The sequence below is a fragment of the Niallia sp. M35 genome (assembly GCF_050971705.1).
GTDB classification, from domain to species: Bacteria; Bacillota; Bacilli; order Bacillales; family Cytobacillaceae; genus Niallia; species Niallia circulans_A.
In genome coordinates, this window is record NZ_JBPCEP010000013.1 from 47,174 (window position 1) to 68,259 (window position 21,086).

At 34.2% G+C, this 21,086-nt stretch carries 20 protein-coding genes; 4 read left to right on the plus strand and 16 right to left on the minus strand.

Going from position 1 to position 21,086, the window contains the following annotated elements:
• Positions 1–542 precede the first annotated feature (542 nt).
• On the plus strand, positions 543–1,046 hold the full coding sequence (locus NiCM35_RS18450) for a DinB family protein (RefSeq protein ID WP_095333899.1): 504 nt from the start codon (positions 543–545) through the stop codon (positions 1,044–1,046).
• Between the two features lie 274 nt (positions 1,047–1,320).
• Here NiCM35_RS18450 and NiCM35_RS18455 read toward each other — a convergent pair whose 3' ends face one another.
• From NiCM35_RS18455 to NiCM35_RS18485, 7 genes are all read right to left on the minus strand, one after another.
• Complete coding sequence (locus tag NiCM35_RS18455; RefSeq protein ID WP_095333897.1) at positions 1,321–1,521, minus strand: hypothetical protein; 201 nt, start codon at positions 1,519–1,521, stop codon at positions 1,321–1,323.
• Positions 1,522–1,619: 98 nt separating this feature from the next.
• Complete coding sequence (locus NiCM35_RS18460) at positions 1,620–2,414, minus strand: DUF92 domain-containing protein (RefSeq protein ID WP_235850357.1); 795 nt, start codon at positions 2,412–2,414, stop codon at positions 1,620–1,622.
• The gene (locus tag NiCM35_RS18465) at positions 2,386–2,955 is read right to left on the minus strand and encodes a 5-formyltetrahydrofolate cyclo-ligase (protein WP_095333895.1); all 570 of its coding nucleotides are present in this window, start codon (positions 2,953–2,955) and stop codon (positions 2,386–2,388) included. The genes NiCM35_RS18460 and NiCM35_RS18465 overlap by 29 nt, the downstream gene beginning before the upstream one ends.
• A 70-nt stretch (positions 2,956–3,025) precedes the next feature.
• Complete coding sequence (gene rpmG, locus NiCM35_RS18470; RefSeq protein WP_016204868.1) at positions 3,026–3,175, minus strand: 50S ribosomal protein L33; 150 nt, start codon at positions 3,173–3,175, stop codon at positions 3,026–3,028.
• 67 nt (positions 3,176–3,242) lie between these two features.
• Complete coding sequence (locus tag NiCM35_RS18475; RefSeq protein WP_095333893.1) at positions 3,243–3,869, minus strand: hypothetical protein; 627 nt, start codon at positions 3,867–3,869, stop codon at positions 3,243–3,245.
• 25 nt (positions 3,870–3,894) lie between these two features.
• A complete protein-coding gene (locus NiCM35_RS18480) occupies positions 3,895–6,345 on the minus strand; it encodes a glycosyltransferase (protein ID WP_095333891.1) in 2,451 nt (816 codons plus the stop codon).
• Entirely contained in the window at positions 6,342–7,049 is a 708-nt protein-coding gene (locus tag NiCM35_RS18485; protein WP_095333889.1) for a DUF4912 domain-containing protein, read from the minus strand. The genes NiCM35_RS18480 and NiCM35_RS18485 overlap by 4 nt, the downstream gene beginning before the upstream one ends.
• Before the next feature lie 457 nt (positions 7,050–7,506).
• Here NiCM35_RS18485 and NiCM35_RS18490 point away from each other — a divergent pair, with 457 nt between their 5' ends.
• Positions 7,507–7,896: a hypothetical protein gene (locus tag NiCM35_RS18490; RefSeq protein WP_095333887.1), complete on the plus strand. Its 390-nt coding sequence runs from the start codon at positions 7,507–7,509 to the stop codon at positions 7,894–7,896.
• A 4-nt stretch (positions 7,897–7,900) separates the two neighbouring features.
• Entirely contained in the window at positions 7,901–8,389 is a 489-nt protein-coding gene (locus NiCM35_RS18495; protein ID WP_095333885.1) for an endolytic transglycosylase MltG, read from the plus strand.
• A 188-nt stretch (positions 8,390–8,577) separates the two neighbouring features.
• On the opposite strand, the gene phoU is transcribed toward NiCM35_RS18495, so the two are convergent.
• The 9 genes from phoU to NiCM35_RS18540 all read right to left on the minus strand — a co-directional run bounded on the left by phoU (position 8,578) and on the right by NiCM35_RS18540 (position 19,815).
• Positions 8,578–9,231: a phosphate signaling complex protein PhoU gene (phoU, locus tag NiCM35_RS18500; protein ID WP_095333883.1), complete on the minus strand. Its 654-nt coding sequence runs from the start codon at positions 9,229–9,231 to the stop codon at positions 8,578–8,580.
• Between the two features lie 36 nt (positions 9,232–9,267).
• A complete protein-coding gene (gene pstB, locus NiCM35_RS18505) occupies positions 9,268–10,089 on the minus strand; it encodes a phosphate ABC transporter ATP-binding protein PstB (RefSeq protein WP_433780486.1) in 822 nt (273 codons plus the stop codon).
• 20 nt (positions 10,090–10,109) lie between these two features.
• Positions 10,110–10,988, minus strand: coding sequence for a phosphate ABC transporter permease PstA (pstA, locus tag NiCM35_RS18510; RefSeq protein ID WP_095333879.1), 879 nt, complete (start codon positions 10,986–10,988; stop codon positions 10,110–10,112).
• Between the two features lies 1 nt (position 10,989).
• Positions 10,990–11,940 (minus strand): phosphate ABC transporter permease subunit PstC, encoded by a 951-nt coding sequence (pstC, locus tag NiCM35_RS18515; RefSeq protein WP_095333877.1) that lies wholly within the window; start codon positions 11,938–11,940, stop codon positions 10,990–10,992.
• A 68-nt stretch (positions 11,941–12,008) separates the two neighbouring features.
• Complete coding sequence (locus NiCM35_RS18520) at positions 12,009–12,977, minus strand: PstS family phosphate ABC transporter substrate-binding protein (protein ID WP_095333875.1); 969 nt, start codon at positions 12,975–12,977, stop codon at positions 12,009–12,011.
• 212 nt (positions 12,978–13,189) lie between these two features.
• Complete coding sequence (locus tag NiCM35_RS18525) at positions 13,190–15,289, minus strand: peptidoglycan D,D-transpeptidase FtsI family protein (protein ID WP_095333873.1); 2,100 nt, start codon at positions 15,287–15,289, stop codon at positions 13,190–13,192.
• Between the two features lie 264 nt (positions 15,290–15,553).
• Complete coding sequence (locus NiCM35_RS18530; protein ID WP_328824423.1) at positions 15,554–17,674, minus strand: peptidoglycan D,D-transpeptidase FtsI family protein; 2,121 nt, start codon at positions 17,672–17,674, stop codon at positions 15,554–15,556.
• A gap of 150 nt (positions 17,675–17,824) precedes the next feature.
• Positions 17,825–19,042, minus strand: coding sequence for an MFS transporter (locus NiCM35_RS18535; RefSeq protein WP_095333870.1), 1,218 nt, complete (start codon positions 19,040–19,042; stop codon positions 17,825–17,827).
• Between the two features lie 164 nt (positions 19,043–19,206).
• Positions 19,207–19,815, minus strand: coding sequence for a superoxide dismutase (locus tag NiCM35_RS18540; RefSeq protein WP_095333868.1), 609 nt, complete (start codon positions 19,813–19,815; stop codon positions 19,207–19,209).
• Positions 19,816–20,373: 558 nt separating this feature from the next.
• Between NiCM35_RS18540 and NiCM35_RS18545 the strand changes: the two genes are divergently transcribed.
• Positions 20,374–21,069: a Crp/Fnr family transcriptional regulator gene (locus NiCM35_RS18545; RefSeq protein ID WP_095320794.1), complete on the plus strand. Its 696-nt coding sequence runs from the start codon at positions 20,374–20,376 to the stop codon at positions 21,067–21,069.
• Positions 21,070–21,086 lie beyond the last annotated feature (17 nt).

Consider the following 21,086-nt stretch of genomic DNA (forward strand, 5'->3'; position numbering starts at 1 on the left):
ACACTATATTCTTCAAGTTCTTAAATAGTTCCTTTTTAAGGAAATACGCTTTCTATGTAACAATACTATATATGTTTCTTTTTTTCCTTCATTTCTTTTAAATGTCACAAAATCCATCTTTCATTTTAGCTTATTTTATGTATTTTATAAATGAGAGTGACATTCGATAAACATACCGCTTGAAGACGTAAAGGTTATTATTTGTTATTACCTTTTTAAGAAGATTAAAAACACATTGGCAAAATGAAAAAAAGGATAGAACAAAAGTAACCCATTGATGCCCTTATGTTATGAACACTTTGCGCATCCCCTTTCCTTTTCGATGTCTATTTATCAAATTTTCACCACTCAAACAAATGATATTTGATATATGTCGATATTCTTGATATTATTCACATAAGAACAATTGTTCGATTCGATATTAAGATAGCAAGTATTTAGCACTATGTCAAAGGATATCAAGCAATTATCGTATATAAAAAGCGGAAATTTTTCCTGTATGAAATTAAAAAACTTTGACATTTGACTATGGAGGTATTTTTATGTATGTAACGATTACAGACTTTATTAGAGAGTGGAAGTGGGAGGCAGAGCTGACTCAAAAGGTTTTAGAAGGTTTAACCGATGAATCTTTACAGCAAAAAGTCTACCCTGAAGGTCGAACATTAGGAAGAATTGTTTGGCATTTCACAACCAATATCCCTGAATATTTAGCTCATTTCGGGCTAAAAATAAATGAACTAGATAACGCAAAAATAATTCCAGCTACAGCTAAAGAAATAGCCGCAACATTTAAACTTCTCAGTTCTACTGCAATCAAAGTGATAGAAGAACAATGGACAGACGAATCCTTAAAGGACGTGCAAACCGCATTTGGCAGAGAAGAAACAAATGCTCAAATTTTAATGGGTCTCATTAAGCATATCGTTCATCACCGTGGACAAGTTACAATTCTGATGCGTCAAGCTGGAATCAAGCCTTTTGGAGTTTATGGACCATCAAAAGAAGATTGGATTCGCATAGGGGTAGACAATCCACCACTTTAAAAGTAAAAAAGATATCGTTTGTAATACTAATAGGAAAACTAAATACACTTAGCTTAGATTAGCGGGACAACTGAGTTTTTACAGTTTAAAAGCAGAGCTTAGATTCACAAGACTTTGCGCATTCAGGCATACACTGGCTGTCCGTAAATTTTTAAAAGCCAATAAGAGCAATCAATTACGTTACTTCTCTGTAATTGTTTGCTCTTATTTTTGTGAGGTTACTTATTCCCAGCTCATTTAAACGCTATTTTCCGTCTCATCAGTTCATTTTTATTCATTGATAAATCGTATTTTGCGAACGTCCAAAAACAGAATTCATTGTCATTCTTTTTACACTTGGAATATTCATTAATATTCTAACTGCATATTTACGAATAAATGGACTTCTTAATACCGTATTAATGACACGATATCGTTTTTGAAATAAATAATATCCACCTAAAACAATTAGTAAAACGGAGAATACTTTTGACATTTTTGAAATCCCTCCTATTAACTAGTTTGGTAATAATATTATTTTTTATCCATATTAACGAATGAAAATGTTCTTGTATGGACCCGGTTAAAATATTACTAAAAGAAAAAAACATATACCAACGCAGCTAAAAAACCGGAAAGAACATTTACCATATCATTATTAAAAAGTGCAAAACCCTTTGTTTTCACTAAGGTAGTGTGACATTCTACTTTTGATTCAACTATTCGACCACAAACAGGACATTTATATTCAACTTGGACAAAGGCACCTAAAAGTGTATCCACGATATTACCTAAAAATCCAAAAACAAGGATGACCACAAAACTACCAGGCTCCAGAGCAAATAAGAAATTCGCTGTTAAAGCTATTAATAGTGATCCAGCAAATGCTGCAATTGTTCCTAGGACACTGACCGCTCCCGACGTTCCAGTGGCCGCTTGTTTAAACGTTCGAACAGAGATTGGCTTTTTCTTGCTTAACGATCCAATCTCTGATGCCCATGTGTCCGAGTTGGCAGCCGCTAGAAGTATGGCGAATACAATAATCCAGACTGATTCTTTTGTAAAAAAATAGATGATACCAACTATTGCTGCAAAGCCTCCATTCGCCATAACTTGCCATGCATCACGTCTCGACCCTTTTTTGGTTTTGTCCTCCATCGTCTGTTTCGTTTTGCTTTTGTATTTTGAAAACATACTAGAAGAAACAAAAAATACTCCTAGAACTACTAATCCTTTAGAGCCAAATCCTAGCGCAATTCCGCTCCCAACAAAAAAAGCCGCGATCGCACCACTCTTCGTTAATGACCTGCGTTTATATGCCAAATAAGAGACAAACAAAATGACTACTGCATACATCATACTACTCATTTGCGCAAATAATTCCTTCATTTGTAATGATCTTCTGAACAGCTAAATCATGGTTCTCAATGGGAATTTGCTGCTGTATTTGCATGGAAAATGCCAGTGATATTGTTTGTCCATCATAATTTTGCAAAAATCGGTCATAATAACCGCCCCCAAATCCTAATCTATATCCTTTAGGCGAAAAGGCTAATCCAGGAACTAGCAGTAAATCAATTTGTTTGGAATCCGTTTGTTTCGTTTTTTCTATAACTGGTTCAAACAGGTTACTATAGACCGATTCAAGTTGATTAAATTGCTCTAATTCGCGAAAACTCATTTGTCTAGTTGCAGGTATGCACTTTGGAACACTTACTTTTTTGCCTAATTTCCAAGCTGTACGAATAATTTGGTATGTATCCACCTCAGGAAATTTGGAAATGGTTATCCCAATATGACTAGCAGAGATAAAGGCAGCATCATTATATAATCGGGAAGCTATTTGGTAGGACATATGCTCATATAGTGGTTTATTAATTGACTGGAGTTGTTTTATCATTTCTGATCGGAAATGTTTTTTTTCCTGCATTTTATGTACACCTTCTTTACAATTTTCGTTATAAATATGAAAAAAAAACAGAAGGGATATCCCCCTCTGCTTATTTTGTTTCACGATGAACTGTAGTACGTTTTTCTCTTGAGCAATATTTTTTTAGCTCAAGACGATCTGGATTATTTCGTTTATTTTTTTTAGAAATGTAGTTACGATCACCACATTCAGTGCAAGCTAACGTAATGTTTACACGCATGTTTATTTCCCTCCAAACTATAGGTTGCTAGTTCGTGCATACGACTTTTATATGATAACATCTTTTGTTAGGAAATGCTAGTACTTGTTTGCATTAGAATATGATTCATATCTAAAATATCCTTTTTTTCTGTCCCCATAATGGACCAAGCGCGACTAATACCAGTTGATTGAGGCATTACCTCCATATTTAAAGAAAAAATACTTACACTGGAGCCTTTTGCCATAGGCTGATATTTTAGGACTCCATTTTGATTATTGCTCCATATATGATCAGTATGCACATTCCAGAGAGGTTGTACGGTTCTCTGTTCCATGCTGTTTGAGTTATGTTCTCCATTTACTAAATATAGCTGGTCATCAATGGAATGATAGATAACGTTTTCCGTAGGTGATACAAAAGAAAGATGATTATGAAAAGCTTTTGAAAAATAATTCAACACTAGGATTTTCATTTTTTGGGGTTCTTGAGAGTGATTTCTGACGAAAATCTCATTATATTGAATTTTCGAGTGCTTGTGTATTTGTTTTACATGAACGGAAATAGAATGTTCTGGTATTAATTTTTCATAACCATTTTGAATCCAATACGTTTTTCCATCAACCCAGATTCCAGGAGTTGTCGTTATTTTTTTTACTAATAACTTTCTTTGAACACTTTGATAGTCTTTTTGTAAATTGGCCTCAATTTTCATTCTTCCTTCACCTACTCTAATATTTTTAATTAGATATGGATTCCTTCACCTTTGCCTGTACAATCAATTCATCAAAAACTCTTTTTGTCTCTTCGCCAATTCGATTCCAGCTAAAAAGCTGGCTAACTAATATTTGCCCCTTCTTACCAATTTCTTTACCTACGACTGGATTTTCTAACAAATACTCGATATTCTTTACTAAGTTCTCTGCATTATTTGTTTCCATATATAGTCCTGTTTCTCCATCCTTAATAATTCCTTTTAAGCCGCCTGTCTGGGATACAATCGTTGGAATGGCGAAAACAAGGGATTCTAATGCTACGATTCCAAATGGTTCATAGGAACTTGGTATAACAACTATATCTGCTTGTGCATAGAGTGCATTCTTCTGTTCTTCCTGCAAATAGCCTATTAAATGAACACTTTCTGCTAATTGATGTCTCTCAATAAATTGTTGATATTCGTCATACATTGGACCGATTCCAGCAATAACAAAACATAGATCATTTCGCTTTTTATGCAATTTTCTTGCTGCTTCTAATAATGTTCCAAAGCCTTTTTCTTTTACCATTCTCCCCATGGCAAAAACAACTTTTTTGTTGTCTCTTGAGAAATTATCAACCGGAGCTGCTGAAACGGCTTCCTTTTTCAGCATTTCGACTCCATTGGGAATGATATTAATTTTCGTTTGTTCTACATCAAAAATAGTCATTATCTCATTCTGCATATATTCACTGCACACAATTAAAGAATCAGCTGTGTCTATTAACTGCCTTTCTTGCCTATGGATAAATTTCTGCATTTCCGTATAGATACCACCGTTTCTTCCATGCTCAGTTGCATGGATGGTAGCTATTAAAGGAATATTTAATTGATTCTTTAAAGAAATAGCAGCTGCACCTACTAGCCAATCATGTGCTTGCACTAATTCAAATGTTGTGTTCTTTCCTATCTCTATTGCTTTTTCCCACATTGCTAAATTTAAGCCGCCAATCCAGTGAATAAAGTTTTGCTCTTTACTATAAATCGGCTTAACTCGATAAACAAATAAGCCAGCCTTTTCTTCTACATCTTCTGGATTTTTGTTCATCGCTTGTGCTGTAACAAGATGAACTTCATAGCCATTTTTTATTAAACTATTTGTTAACCCAACTACATGAGCACCAAGACCACCAACTAGATTGGGCGGGTACTCCCAAGATAAGATTAAAATGCTCTTCTTGTTTGTTGGTTCCTTTTGAGACCGAACCGTTTTATGGTTCTGGATTGTTGTATTTAAAATTGGTTGTTCTCTTTCTCTTAAGGAAAGCCAGTCTTTATCGATTGGTCCTATCCAAAATCCGCTTAACTTCTTTGCCGCTTCTAGATGGTTTGTTACTTCTTCACTTGTCCAATTATCTTGATAAAGGAGAGCGCTTAATAACAACCATTCCTTTTCCAATTGCTTTTGCACTCTATTAGTTGCTGGTGGTAAAGAAATTTGTCTCCATTCATGAAGCTCTCTTTCCAAAAATGCTAAAGCAGCATAGAAAGAACTATGTGTAACAACCGCCTCTCCCCCTCTACGTTCTAGGAAGGAAGCACAGAGATGGACACGATCCATTCCTTGACTGAATTGCTTTATATATGTTTCAGGCATGATATGAACCACATAGCCTTCATCATTTAAATAACGAATACTTTTATTCAGCTCGTCTGTTATCTTCACATAGTCAGCTAAATCAATTGATAAGGATAAAATGGACTCATTTATGTATGGAGGATAGGATTCTAGCAAATCTAATAACCATTTATCCCATATTTGTTTCGTTACATTCTCCCCTTTAAAAAGTTGATACAGCTTTTCTTCAACAGGAAAAAACACAATATTATGTGGTGATTCAACTGCAATACCTGTACCGCTTGGTAAGGGATCACTATGATTGATTGTCTTACTGTTAAGATAGCTATAAGAAAAGTTCTCTTTATTCAAATATAAATCTAAACCAGGTGAAAAATTTCCTTCTGGAAACCAGAATCCTGTCGGTCGGTAGTCTAAATAATCATCAATAATAGATAAGCCTATCTCTATTTGTAATTGAATACCTGTACTTGTCGATACATTTGATAAAGGCGAAAAGGAAGCGGGACTTGCCAGCAATTCGATCCGCTTTTCTTGAAGAAGCGACTTAAGGACCTTTAATAGATTTTTTTCTTTTTCTATCCAGAAAGAATACAATTCATCATCGCAACAGTATTTTTCTAAAAATTCTGTTATTTCTTCTCGAAATGACTGCACATCAAGCAGTTCGAGAAAAATTGGCGGCACAACAATTTGAATGGTATATGGAAGTTGATTCTTTTCTGTTTCGAAAAGAAACTTGATAAAGTTAATAGTTTGTGTATATAATTCCTTTTTCTTCTGTTTATCTTTTGAAAAATAGTTCATAAAAGGAATCTTATTAATTACAATCAGCTGAAAATAAGAACCATTCATTTCTTTTTCACATCCTCTTGCTCTTCTAATTCATAATAACTATAAGTGCTTACATGTTCAATCCAATTCGGGACAGAAACATCCCCATTCTCCCACTCCTGTAAATCCTTTGCTAGTTGGCCTGTTTGGTTATGGGCAGTTCTCGGTGTATGCAAGGGATTTGACTGTAATATCGGTAAAAAGGATTGATACACATCAAGAACCCCTATTTCAAAACAAAAACTTCTATTTGGTGATAAGTCCTGTAACACAACTGATTCTTGCCTATTTTCAACAGGTAGAATACGAGAATTATGCGCATTTCTTCCATTATAGATAATGCTAGTTATATCATTAATCTTTACTGCAAGCGAACAAGTTTCCGGATCAATATCATAATAAGTTGAAATTAACTGCCATTTTCCTTCGGGAATTCTCCAAAATATTAATGCAGTGTCTTCTGACGTTAACCAAGCCTCCATCCCATTTTTCTTTGCTAATAAATCAACGCTTGTCCAAAAGCTTTCCGTTATATATGATTCCTGCTTTTGCATTTGGATTGCCTTCTTTTGCTCCTCTGCTTGTCCAACATTCCCATCTTGTTCTTGTTCCTTCACATATTTTTTCCATTGGTACTGAACTTTTCCTACAGTTGAATTTAGTTCGATGGCAATTTTCCGGAAAGACAGTCCTTTACGTCTTAAATTTACAATTTGTTCAATCAATAGAAATTGCACCTCTTTCTAAATTTTATTTATCAAATGTCATTTCATTTCATAGGTGTATGTACCGCAATTTACTAGTATATGCATACAAGATTCCTTTTAGTTCGCTAATTATATCTATTATGTTACCACTGAATGAGTATTGCCACAACGAACAGATTTTGTCGGATTATGCTTAAACATACATACGTTTATTGTAATGGAGCAAAAAATTTTTTTTTGCCTTTTTCCATTAGCTATTACAACATCGATTCGACATATGGTTTTAAAAATTCCAGATGAATTACGACATATTCTTAACTGTTTCGCACATCTATTCGAATATTGTCACCCACGATCTTGATTTAATAGGAATTACCGATAGTTAATGATAAAATATCTTTAGCTTGCATTGTTCTTCTTTAGGTCTCTTATTATTTATATCATTTGAAATGAAGATTTTATTCTGAGGTGAATTATGTTAATTGTAATGTTAGTAATTATAGGAATTTCTTTATTCCTTCTTATTCTGTCTCTTTTCCTTCGTGATCCCATTAAAGATTTACGAGAGGAAATAGATCAGCTTTCCATTCAACAAGTACAAGAGCTATACAAAATAAAAAAGAAATTAAAACTATTAGAAGAAGAGTTAATGATCGGTGAGGAAGATTTTTCTTTAAAGCCATCTTCTACCCTAAAAAAACCATCCGCAATGGAAAGGGATAAACCACAGCCCATTCACGCTATTATTAAAAACCAAGTCTGGACCCTTGCAGCAAGTGGTGTACCAATTGAGCAGATTGCCAGTCAATCTTCCTTATCTATCACTCAAGTTCAGCAAATTATAAAGGAAAGGGTCGAAAAGTAACTAAATGAAAAAACATAGTTTACGTTCATTTGCCATCGGAATGCTCCTTTCAGCAAGCATTATTGGAAGTTTTTATTACTATTTAGAAAATAAAAGTCAAGAACAAGCAACGATAAGTGTATCTGAAGCAACATCCTATCTTCAAACAAAGGGGTTTACTGTGTTAGCAGAGGACGAATATAATAATTTACAAAAGCAAATAGCAGAGAAGAAACAAGAGCAAGCAAAATCAGCAGCAAATGAAAAAGAGAAAACACAAGAAGAGCCAACAGAAGAACAACAAGATAACATTGCCTATACGTTAAAAGTTAAAAGCGGTATGAGCATTTCTGAAATTGCTGAGTTATTATATAAAGAAAAAATCGTCAAAGATCAAGAAGAGTTTGAAACATACTTAATTGATAATGGCTACCATACCAAAATTCAAGTTGGCAGCTTTCCTTTAACTAGTGACATGAGTCATAAAAAAATTGCCGAAACTCTTACAAAATAAACGAACTGGAACATAATTAAATAAGTAATCTAAAAGGTCGAACAATCCATATTTAGCTATTAAGTATAAATGAAGCACACTAATTAGTTAAAAGCTATGAAATAATGAAACCCCAAATATTATAGAGATGTTGTTAGTATCTCCGTATAATATTTGGGGTGAAATCCTTTGTTCCGGTCTTTTTTTATTTACCAATCATATTGTCGGCCTTTAACTAAATAGAAAATATTTTCAGCTATATTAGTAGTATGATCTGCTGCTCTTTCTAAATAACGACAGACAAATGTCAATTGCGAAATTTGCTGTAAATACTCAGGTTTATTTTTACTAATTTCTAAAAGCTCCACAAACGCTTGTTTATTTAAAGCATCTACCTCATCATCCATTTCCGCGATTTTTCGAGCTAGTTTTGTGTCTTCTTTATTATAAGCATTTAAGGATAAGCGCAGCATTTCGTTAGTAATCCCTAACATTTTTTTAACATGTATCATCGGTTTCACTAATTCTTGATTCCCAATTCGAATAGTAGCTTTTGCAATATTAACAGCAAAATCTGCGATTCTTTCAATATCAGTCGCAATCTTAATTCCAACAATAATCCTTCTTAAATCAATTGCTACAGGTGCCTGCTTCGCAATTAATAGAATCGCAAAGTCATTTATTTCTTCATACAAATGATCAGCCTTTTGATCATCATCAATAATTTCTAAAGCCATTTCTATATTTTGTGTTTCAAGTGCTTCTAATGATCTTTCAAGAGCTTGAATCGAAAATTCACCAAGCTCTGTCAGTTTCTCTTGCAGTTCCTTAAGCCCTGCTTCAAATTTCTCTCTAACTGGCATAGTAAGATCTCCTTTTTCGGAATTAAGCTTAAATAATTATCCAAATCTACCTGTAATATAATCTTCTGTTCTTTTATCCTTTGGATTAGAGAATATTTTATCGGTTACATCAAACTCTATTACTTCTCCATTTAAAAAGAATGCTGTTTTATCAGAGATACGGGCTGCTTGCTGCATATTATGTGTAACAATAATAATGCTGTAGTTTTCTTTTAGTTCTTGAACTAACTCTTCCACTTTTAATGTCGAAATTGGATCAAGTGCAGAGGTTGGCTCATCCATAAGAATAACATCTGGTTCAATTGCAAGACATCTTGCAATACAAAGACGCTGTTGTTGTCCACCAGAAAGTCCATATGCATTTTGGTTTAATCTATCTTTTACTTCATCCCAAATTGCCGCTCCCCTTAAACTTTTCTCGACAATTTCATTTAAAATTTTCTTATCTCGTATCCCATGAATTTTTGGTCCATATGCAACATTTTCATAAATAGATTTGGGAAATGGATTTGGTTTTTGAAAGACCATTCCAACTTTTGTTCTTAGTTCTTCCACTCCGTAATCTTTATCAAAAATATTTCTGCCACGATAATTAATTTCCCCTGAAGTTTTTACACTTGGCACTAATTCAATCATCCGATTTAAAGTTTTGATATATGTTGATTTACCACAGCCTGATGGTCCAATAATAGAAGTTACTTCATTTTCGATAATGTCTAAATCTATATTTTTCAGCGCATGGTTATCCCCATACCACAAATTAAGCTGATTTGTTTTATAAACAGAGTTTTTCACACTACTGTCTGTAGCATTTATTTCTACTGCTTTTTTAATTTTATCTGCAAAAACTGTACTCATTTGAAGTTCCCCCTACACGTTTAATAACGTTTTTGAAATTTATTTCGAATTAATACTGCAATAGAATTCATTAAAATCAATAAAACTAAAAGAACAATTATCCCTGCTGCTGCAAGACTCTGAAACTCTTCTTGCGGTCTTCCTGTCCAGTTATAGATTTGCATTGGCAGCACTGTAAACATATCAAAAACAGTTCTCGGCAAGAATGCTAGGAATAAAGGTAAACCTAATACTACTAGTGGAGCAGTTTCGCCAATTGCCCGAGAAAGTGCCAATATTCCTCCAGTTAAAATACCTGGTATAGCTGCAGGCATGACTACTCTGACAATTGTCTGCCATTTCGTTGCTCCCATTCCAAGAGAGGCTTCTCTTAATTCACTAGGAACGGATCGAATAGCTTCCTGAGCTGCAACAATAATGATTGGCAATACTAATAAGCTCATTGTTAACCCTGCTGCAAGAACACTTGTTCCAAGTGACAAAGCACGAACAAATAGTGTCAATCCTAATAGACCAAAAACAATGGATGGTACACCTGCAAGATTCGATATATTAATCTGAATAAAATTCGTAAATCTATTTTTACTTGCGTATTCTTCTAAATATATCGCCGTGCCCACTCCAATCAAAAGCGATACAGGTGCAACTACCGCCATAAGCCATACTGTTCCTATCAATGCAGTATAGACGCCAGCATTTTCAGGTTTACGGGAAGGTAAGCTTGTTAAAAACTGAAAATCTAAATAGCCAATTCCTTGAGTCAATACTCGATAAAAAAGGACACCAAGAACAATTAAACCAAATAAAGTTGCGCTAAAAAATAATCCTTTCATTATGATGTTTTTCATTAATCTTGGTTTCATTCGCTTAATAACTTCTGAATGGTTTACTAACTTCATCTTAATATTCCTCCCTAAAACGACGAGAAATGTACTGAGCAAGCAGATTCATCAAGAAAGTGAACAGGAATAATGTAAATCCAACCGCATAAATGCTGTAATAAATCGTTGTTCCATATCCTGCATCTCCTTGACTTACTTGAACAATATAGGCTGTCATAGTTTGTATAGATTCTGTTACATTGAAGCTTAGATTAGGTGTACTGCCTCCTGCAACTGCGACAATCATTGTTTCCCCAATTGCTCTTGATAAAGCTAATACAATGGAAGAAACAATTCCAGAAACTGCAGCAGGTAAGACTACCTTTAAAGCAACTTCTAATTTAGTAGAACCCATTGCTAATGCTCCTTCCCGCATTGCTCTGGGAACAGCACTCATTGCATCTTCTGATAAAGAAGCAATCATTGGCGTAATCATAATCCCAATAACAATTCCTGGACTTAAAGCATTAAACATTTCTAAAGAAGGAATAATGGATCTAAGTAATGGTGTTATAAATGTTAAAGCGAAAAAACCGTAGACAATTGTAGGAATACCAGCAAGTACTTCTAAAATTGGCTTAATTATTCTTCTTGTTCTATCACTCGCGTATTCACTTAAAAAAATGGCAGATGCCAACCCTATTGGCACAGCAACAATCCCAGCAATCAGCGTTACTTTTAACGTTCCAGACACAAGTGGCATGATTCCAAAAGAACCTGGATCAGAAAATGGATACCATGATTTACTTGTTAAGAACTCTTTTATATTCACTCTTTCGAAAAAAGTAAATGTTTCCATTACTAATGTAAATAGAATACCGAGCGTCGTTAATACCGAAAAGATTGCAGTAATCAATAATACTTTAGGCATAATTTTTTCTAACAGCTTACTTAAATTATTTTTTTGTTTTTTTTCAGCAATTAATTCTTGTACAGATCTTGCATTCACATTTGTCGTTTGTTTAATCATGCTTTTAAGTCCCCCTTAATCCAACAGCAAGATGGAAAGCTAAGTACAAAGCTTTCCATCAAAACTTATTACTTAAGTCCTTCGATTAATTCTAAATCTTTTTTGTATTCCTCATCTGGCAATTTTACATATCCTACATCTTCTGATAAGTCAGCCGCATTTTCAATCATGAATTCTACAAAATCAGCTACTTCATCTTTTTTCACCGATTCATTTTTTACATAAGTGAATAATGGTCTTGATAATGGGGAATATTCGCCACTTTCAACCGTTTCATTTGTTGGTTCAACCGGGCCGTTCCCTCCGTCGATTGGTACTACTTTCAACTTATCTTTGTTTTCAGCATAATAAGCATAGCCAAAGTATCCAATTGCGTTTTTATCGCCTGTTACCCCTTGTACTAAAATATTATCGTCTTCTGATAATGTCGCTGCTTTAGCAATTGGCTGCTCTTCTAAAATCACTTCATCAAAATAATCGAATGTTCCAGAATCAGTTCCTGGAGAATAATATTTAATTTCTTCTTCTGGCCATCCTTCACGGATATCAGACCATTTTTTTGTTGTACCATCTTCAAGCCAGATTTTCTTTAATTCATCTAATGTTAAGTGGTCAACCCATGTGTTATCTTTATTCACTACAACAGATAAACCGTCATATGCTAATCTTAATTCTGTATAGTCAATTCCTTTTGATTCTAACTCTGATTTTTCTTCATCCTTAATTGGACGGGATGCATTACTGAAATCTGTTTCCCCTGCAATAAATGCTTTGAAGCCACCACCTGTACCAGATGATGCTACAGAAACTTTCACGTTTGGCTGCTCTGCTTGGTATTCTTCAACGATTGCTTCCATAATTGGATATACAGTTGATGAACCGTCTAATTTTATTTGGCCAGATAATTGTTCAGTTCCATTATCTTTTGATGAATCAGATGACTTAGATGAACTGGCATCGTTATTTCCACCACACGCTGATAATGCTAACATTGTTCCAATCATTGCTGTCAATCCTACTGTTTTAAGGCTCTTCATTTTTCTCTTTACCCCCTAAGGATGCTTGTTTTGTTTACAAGATAACTATAAGACTTTAGTATTAACTTGGTTTTAACTATTTGTAAATCAATGTAAACACATTGTAAATTTAGAGGGTTTTCGCCCTATTTTTGTTAATTGGGGTATTCCTTGTTTTTTTTATAAAAAAAGGACAAAACTAGTAAATGGTAGTTTTGTCCTTTTTGATCCTATTATTTGTCTTTTTTCTCTTCTTTTTGTCTTTCTTTTTTCAAATCAAAGTACGCATCCAATACACGTTCCCCGATTTTCTTATTGGAACCATTATCTACACTTCCTTGGTATGCCCATGGAACCATTACAGCCATTGCTACTTCTGGGTTATCGGAAGGTGCGTAGCTGATTAAGCTTAGATTCATAACTTGCGGCGGTTCTTTTCCATACTCACTGCGAGAAGGTCCATCGTAAAATGCCTCTGCTGTCCCTGTTTTTGCCGCAGGTGAATAATCCTTCCCACCTAGATTAGAATAAGCAGTACCTTTTGGAGTTTGTGCCACCATTTTAAATCCTTGCTGCACTCGTTTGATCCATTCAGGTTTAACATCAACCTTATTTAATACTTTGGGTTTAACTGTTTCTACTACTGGTCCAAGTGTACTGTCATCTGCCACTGGTTCGCGAATCTCTTTTACAATATGCGGTTCCATTCTGTTCCCGCCATTAGCAATGGTTGAAACATATTGTGCAAGCTGCATATTCGAATACGTATCATATTGTCCAATGGATAAATCCAGTAAGAAACCTGGTAATGTATCTTGTCCTTTAAAGCCAACTTGCTCATTCGGCAAATCAATACCAGTACGGATTCCAAGTCCATATTGGGCAAATTCATTTCTCACTAACGAAAAGTCAGCTAATGAAACAGATAGTGGTTTACCGTAAACATAGTTAGCACCAGCCATCTTCATCACCGTTCTAAACATATAAACATTGGATGAGCGTTGTAAAGCGGTAAGATCGCTGATTGGCCCCATAGTTGTCCACGATTTTTTGGTAGTATTTCCAATTTTCACAGGAGTATCATTCCATACGGTGCCAGGAGAAATGGCTCCTGTTTTATAACCAGTTAAGACAGTTGCACCTTTGACAACAGAACCTACGTTGTAAGTGGTTGTAATATTACCAAGCGCGTCATCTTGAACTTCCATTTTACCTGTTTTATCATTTCTCACTAGTCGTTTCCCTGCCATTGACAGGACATCCCCTGTATTTGGATTCATTAACACAACATAGGCTCGATCAAGTAATTTAGTTCCCGCAAATGTTTTTGCTTTTTTTAATTCTTCCTCAATGATTTTTTCTATTTTTAATTGAAGTTCCATGTCGATTGATAGAACCAGATCATTACCGCGTTTTCCTTCTGTAATGACGTCGGTACTGACTATATTACCTTTTTTGTCTGTTTTATTGCGAATTTTCTCTTTTTGCCCTTTTAGAACATCCTCATATTGAAGTTCTAAGTAACTGGTACCGACCCGATCATTTCTGCTATATCCTCTAGAAACATAATAATCTAATTTCTCTGCCGGCAGTCCTCTTTCGGCGGAGCTTACATTCCCTAAAACAGATTTTAGCGTATCTCCAAACGAATAGGATCTCTCCCAGTCTGTTGTGGTACCTACACCAGGTAAGGCTTCTAAATTTTCACTAACTACAGCAAATTCTTTGTCGCTTACCTCTTTATTTTTGACCATTTGCGGTGTTAGTTTGTATCCACTTATAAACTCACGATAGATAGCTAACACTTCTAAATCATGATTAGTAAGTGTTTTTATATCCTCTTCGGTAATCCGATCAAGCTGCAATTGATACACTTGCTTATTATATTCCTCTTGATCTGGATACTTCTCAGCTAAAGCTTTTTTTTCCTTTTCAGTGACTTTCTTTTCCGCTTCTTTTTTATTTTTTATAATCCAATAGTCTTTTTTCTCGCGCTCCGTCACCTTTTTCGTATCTTTCATAATATATTTTGATAGTAATTCAGCGGTTTTGAGCATATCTTCTTGTTTCGCACCAGAATTCGTATAAGTAATTGCTTTTTCTGCTACATTATCTACTATCACTTTTCCTGTTGCATCATACATTTTGCCACGTGGCACAGAGGTATTTACTGTAACATCTTCTGTTTTCTCTAATTCTCTTTTATAATCCTCACCATAAACAATCTGCACAAAGCCTAGACGCAGAATCAATGCGGAGAATAATAAAAAGACAAAAAAGAAAATAATATTAAGACGTACAGGTATCGTTTTTTTCTTTTTCTTTTTTCCCAACGTTTAATCACACTTTCCTTCGATATTCTTTTTCTATTGTAATAGAAAATCGTAGATTATTCTATTAATAACTAATTGGAATAATATGCTAGGATTATTGACTGTATCAAACCATGCTATAACTTACTCTGTTATTCATTAATATGAGAGTAAATACCTCTATATATCCACGTTTCTTTTATCCAAAAAAAACCAAAAACACTATCTAAAAGGCAGTAACGACTATACCCATAGATAATGTTTTTTATTTATGAATCTCTTAAACTATTCTTTTTCTTTCTTTAATTCAAAATATTTGTCCATAACACGCTTTCCGATAGTTAAGTTTGGCGATGGCCCTTCACTGGTTGTGTATACCCAAGGAACCATGACAGCCATGGCAACCTCTGGGTTTTCGGAAGGCGCATAGGTGATTAAGCTGACATTCATTACTTGTGGTGGTTCTCCATCTTTATTTTTTCTTAATGGTCCATCATAAAATGCCTCAGCCGTACCAGTTTTTCCCGCTGGACTATAAGAAGAACCCGCGAAAGCTTTGGCTCCTGTACCACTTGTCATTACAAGACGAAATCCTCTATGAATTTGTTCCATCCACCCAGGCTTCAAATCCAACTTATTTAATACTTTCGGTTGAATTTCTTGAACTATCGGTCCTAACTTTCCTTCTTCCTTAGAAGTCTCGCGTATTTCTTTCACTATGTGTGGCTGAATACGATATCCTCCATTAGCAATTGTTGAAACATATTGTGCTAATTGCATGTTTGTATAAGTATCATATTGTCCAATCGACAAGAACATTAGATTCGCTGGCTGATTGGGATCCACTGCTCCTCTGAACCCAGCCATTTCATTTGGTAAATCAATTCCAGTCCTAACCCCTAAACCAAATTCTGAAAAAGAATTCCTTATTTTAGGATATGCTTCCACGTCAATATTTAATGGCTGCATATATGCATAATGTCCTTTTCCAATCATGATAGCTGTTTTAGCCATATAGACGTTAGATGAGTCCTGCAATGCTTTCAAATCACTAATCATGCCCATTTGTTTCCAAGATTTAAAAGGATTTGACCCTTTTATTTGCATAGTAGCATCTTGTATATAAGAACCTGGAGAAATAACTCCTTCTTTATATCCGGTTAATACCATTGCACCTTTGACAACGGAGCCAACATTATAAGAAGTTGTAATATTTCCTAATGCAAAATCCTGCACAACTTGCTTGCCTGTTTTATCATCTTTGCCTAACTGCTTTCCGGCCATTGTTAATACTTCGCCCGTATGGGGATCTATTAATACAACAAATGCTCTATCTAAATATTGGGTGCCAGCATAGCCATATTTCGTCTTTTTCAGCTCTTCTTCAATAATTTTCTCTACTTCTAGCTGTAATTTCATATTAATTGTCAATACTAAGTCATTTCCGGCAGCTCCGTTGGCAATCACTTCTGAATTAACAATTTCATCCTTTTTATCTTTGATAAATTTAACCTTTTTCTTTTGTCCTTTTAAAATATCCTCATATTGCTTTTCTAAATAGCTTAGTCCGACTCTATCGTTCATGCTATAACCTTTAGCGATATAACTGTCTTTTTCTTCTGCAGGAACGCCTCTTTGTGAAGTACTGACATTCCCTAATACGGTTTTTAATGTCGAACCAAAATCATATTTTCTGTCCCAGTCTCGAACTGTATCGACACCTGGCAGTTTGTCCAAATTTTCACTGATTATAGCGATTTCCTTATCAGTAACACCTTCATTTTTAACAATATGTGGTGTATAGTAATATCCGCTTTGAAATTCGCGATAAATAGCTAATGTTTCCATATCTAGATCTGTAAGTGTGTTTAAATCCGCTTCTGTTATTCGCTCACGTAAAAGCTCATCATATGCTTTTTGGTATTCTTTATTGTCATCCTTATGTTGTTGTTGTAGTTTCTCATTTTCTTTTTTGGATATTTTCTTCTTTGCTTCTTTCGGATGAATGAGAATCCAGTAATCCTTTTTATCTCTTTCTGATATTTTTTTTAGATCTTTTTCACTGTCCATCTTAATAATTTTTGCTAATTCTTCAGCGGTATCCCGCATTTCATTCGGTTTATATTTTTTCCAATTCGTATAGGTAATCGCATTTTTTCCGACATTACTTACAATGCTTTTTCCCGTTCGATCATAAATTTCTCCTCTTGGAACAGATGTGCTGATAGTAATGTCCTCTTTTTTCTCGACTTGCTTTTTATATTCATCTCCATAAACAATTTGGACAAATCCTAATCTTAAAATAAGTGCTGAAAACAATAAAAATACCGCAAAGAAGATAATATTTACCCTTAAAGGTATTGGATTTCTCTTTTTTTTCTTTTTTTCCCCCACGATCGATCCCACCTTTTCCTCCAAAACTTTCCTATTTTCTATTTTAAAGGAAATTTACAAAGATTACTATATGATTATTTTATATTTAACTGAATACTCTTTTCTCAACTTATTGATAAAGCAAAAAAAGGATCTGTAAATATGACAAATCCTTTTTTTGCTTTATGCCGTTTTCCATCTAATCTTTCGAGCAAAGAAATAGATCAGAGAATGTCCGCTCCCAAGTATAAATAACAGTATTGGGATTACTTTATTTGGATTGAATACACTGACGCCAATGATAAAAAGAATAACCGATAAAAGTCTTCCCAAATTGAGAAATAATTCTCTCACTACTATATATTCTATTCTCATTTCTCCTGCTTTCCAGCCTTTTCCGATAACATCAAAAGTCAAGCTGGTGTAAGGTACTAAAATCAGTGGGTAAGCAATAGCTATTATACCTGCATAAATCAATAATTTCGTATAAGAAAAGTCAAAAACAATAATAAACATCGATAAGAATAACATTATTCCGCCAATTAAAATGGACTTATTACGATTCTTATTTTTGACTGTCCTTGAAACAACATAATAGGCAATAAAGGAAATTCCTGAATTGATCAACCCAAATTTTCCTAAAGCCAATTCACTATCTGTTGCTATATAAACAAAGACAGTTATTATAAATGCAAAGACACCTTCTCGTAAACCTTGGAAAAAATGGGCATTCGTAATCAATTTCCAGTTATAATTATGTTTTCTCTCTTTGACAATTCTTTTAAAAAAATATTTACCTTCTGCTGGCCGTCTTTTTAGAAAGAAACTTGAAACAACTGCGAGAAGAAAAAGCCCAAGAGACATTCCAAAAACAATCATATACCCTGTTGACTTCGTGAGCTGGGAGATAATATATCCTGCAATCATTGGTCCAATCATTCCAGCAACAGAATTTAACAATCCTAAAAAACCATTAAAGAAATCTCTCGTATCTGGTTCTGTCACTTCAAAAGTTAAGACATTATAAGCTAACCAATAAAATCCGTTGCCAATTCCAAGAATGGCTCCCAGTACTAACAGAAACGTTGATGCTTTATCTCCTATTAATAATACTGTTAAATAGAAGATGGTAAGGAAAGCTACTCCAATTCGAAATACAATAACTCGATCAATTTTCTTCGCCCATCTGCCAGCAAGTGTAAAGGTAAATAGCTGCAACAAGATTATCGCAAGATTATACAAGCCTAAATCTCTAAATTCACCTGATTGTTTCCATAAAAACACGTTAACGAAAGTATTAGAAAGTGCTACACTAAGTGAGTACAGCCCCCCTGTAAGCAACAAAATTTTCAAGTCTTTTGTTAGCTCTACATCACCTATTAATTTTCCTATTTTCATCATAGAAACTCCCCTTTGTTCTAGAGTAGTTTCTAACAAAACAAATTTCGTTATGCATTATATATAAAAACTAACAATTATGAAAATAAGACCAAATTATGATAAATAAAATGGGACAAAAAAACCTGTAAGCAATATATGCTTACAGGTTTTTACATTTCTATTTCTTATTTTGCAGCAGCAAAACGTTTAGCTACTTCATCCCAGTTAATAACATTGAAAAATGCATTAATGTATTCAGGACGACGGTTTTGATAATTTAAGTAGTATGCATGCTCCCAAACATCTAATCCTAAAACAGGTGTTTTACCTTCCATTAATGGATTATCTTGATTTGGTGTGCTAGTAACTTCTAATTCACCGTTGTTCACAACTAGCCAAGCCCAACCAGAGCCAAAACGAGTTGTAGCAGCTTTTGAAAATTCTTCTTTAAAGTTTTCAAAGCTTCCAAACTTGCTGTCAATAGCAGCAGCTAAATCACCAGTTGGTTGACCGCCACCATTTGGAGAAATTACTTCCCAGAATAATGAATGGTTTGCATGACCGCCACCATTGTTACGAACTGCAGTGCGAGCAGATTCTGGAACTGCATCAAGATTAGATACAAGCTCTTCCACTGTTTTAGAAAGTAATTCATCATTTCCTTCTAATGCATTGTTTAAATTTGTCACATAAGTATTGTGATGTTTCGTATGGTGAATGTTCATCGTTTCTTTATCAATGTGTGGTTCTAATGCATCATAAGCGTAAGGTAATTGTGGTAATGAATAAGCCATGTCTAATTCCTCCTAATATTTTATGTATTATGTTCTTCCCTCTAATAGTTTGCCCTATTCCGACAATTATTATATGAGAAGGCCTTTAACAATACATTATCAAATAAAGTGCTTACTTTCAATCAATTTGCTTGAAAAGATTCCCTCTTTAAAGTACCCATTTGTTATTATTTTAAAACATCTGAATAAATGAGCTTAAACACCTAATGCCAATTGCCTTTTTCCTTTCGCGTTCAGCAAGTAGAAAATCATTTTATTGCTTTAAATTTTTAACTTTCTCTCTTGGAATTCTTAAGTAACAATGCTTATATTCTCTTGTGATTAACATCACCCCAAAGAATTACCTATTTATAAATATACTAATTATATCTAAAACTTCTCCTTGAATAAGTTCGTTAAATTGTCATTTTTCCATTTTCGCCCTATGCATCAACATTCCTGATATTCCTAAATATTATTACACTTTCTCCTATTCCAATATATCCCATTTTCAGATTGACAAATATTTCACAATGTTTTTTAATCAAGGAAAGAGGCTTTTTAGAGGAGTGCTTTCCTATGAATGAAGTGCAGCTATCATTATATAGTTTACTTATACAACATTTTTTTGAGATTGAAAAAATAGAGCATATAAAAAAAGGGACTTTACTTTTCCAAGAAAAAGACCCTGTCCAAAAGATATATATATTATTAAATGGAACCATTTCGCTTGGAAGAGTACACGAAAAAGGAAAAGAATTCGTCATTAAAATCCTTCATGATGAGGAGTTGTTAGTAGAATATCAATTATTTAAACATTCTCCTAAATACTATTTTTTTGCGAAAAGTATGACTGATTGTGATGTCCTTGCTATAGATCGAACAGAATTTGAACAATTAGCATTAAAAGATCCAGTCTTATTAACTTCTATTACAAGTTGGTTAAGTACAGGCTATCTAAAAGCACATATGAAATGCCAAGATCTTATTATGAATGGAAAAAAAGGGGGACTTTACAGTATTTTAATCCGATTATGTCATTCCTTTGGAATAAAAAATAATGAAGGAATTTTGATTGATATCCCTATCACTCATCAAGAATTAGCAAACTTAACTTTTGGAACACGAGAAGTGATTCAACGAATATTAAAAGATTTAAGAGAAAGGGAAGTAATAGACTATAGCAACCAAAAAATCACCGTGAAAAACCTTGCCTATTTAAAAAGAGCAGTTGATTGTCAAAACTGTCCGGTCGATATTTGTGGACTTAATTAAAAGAAGCTGATATACCA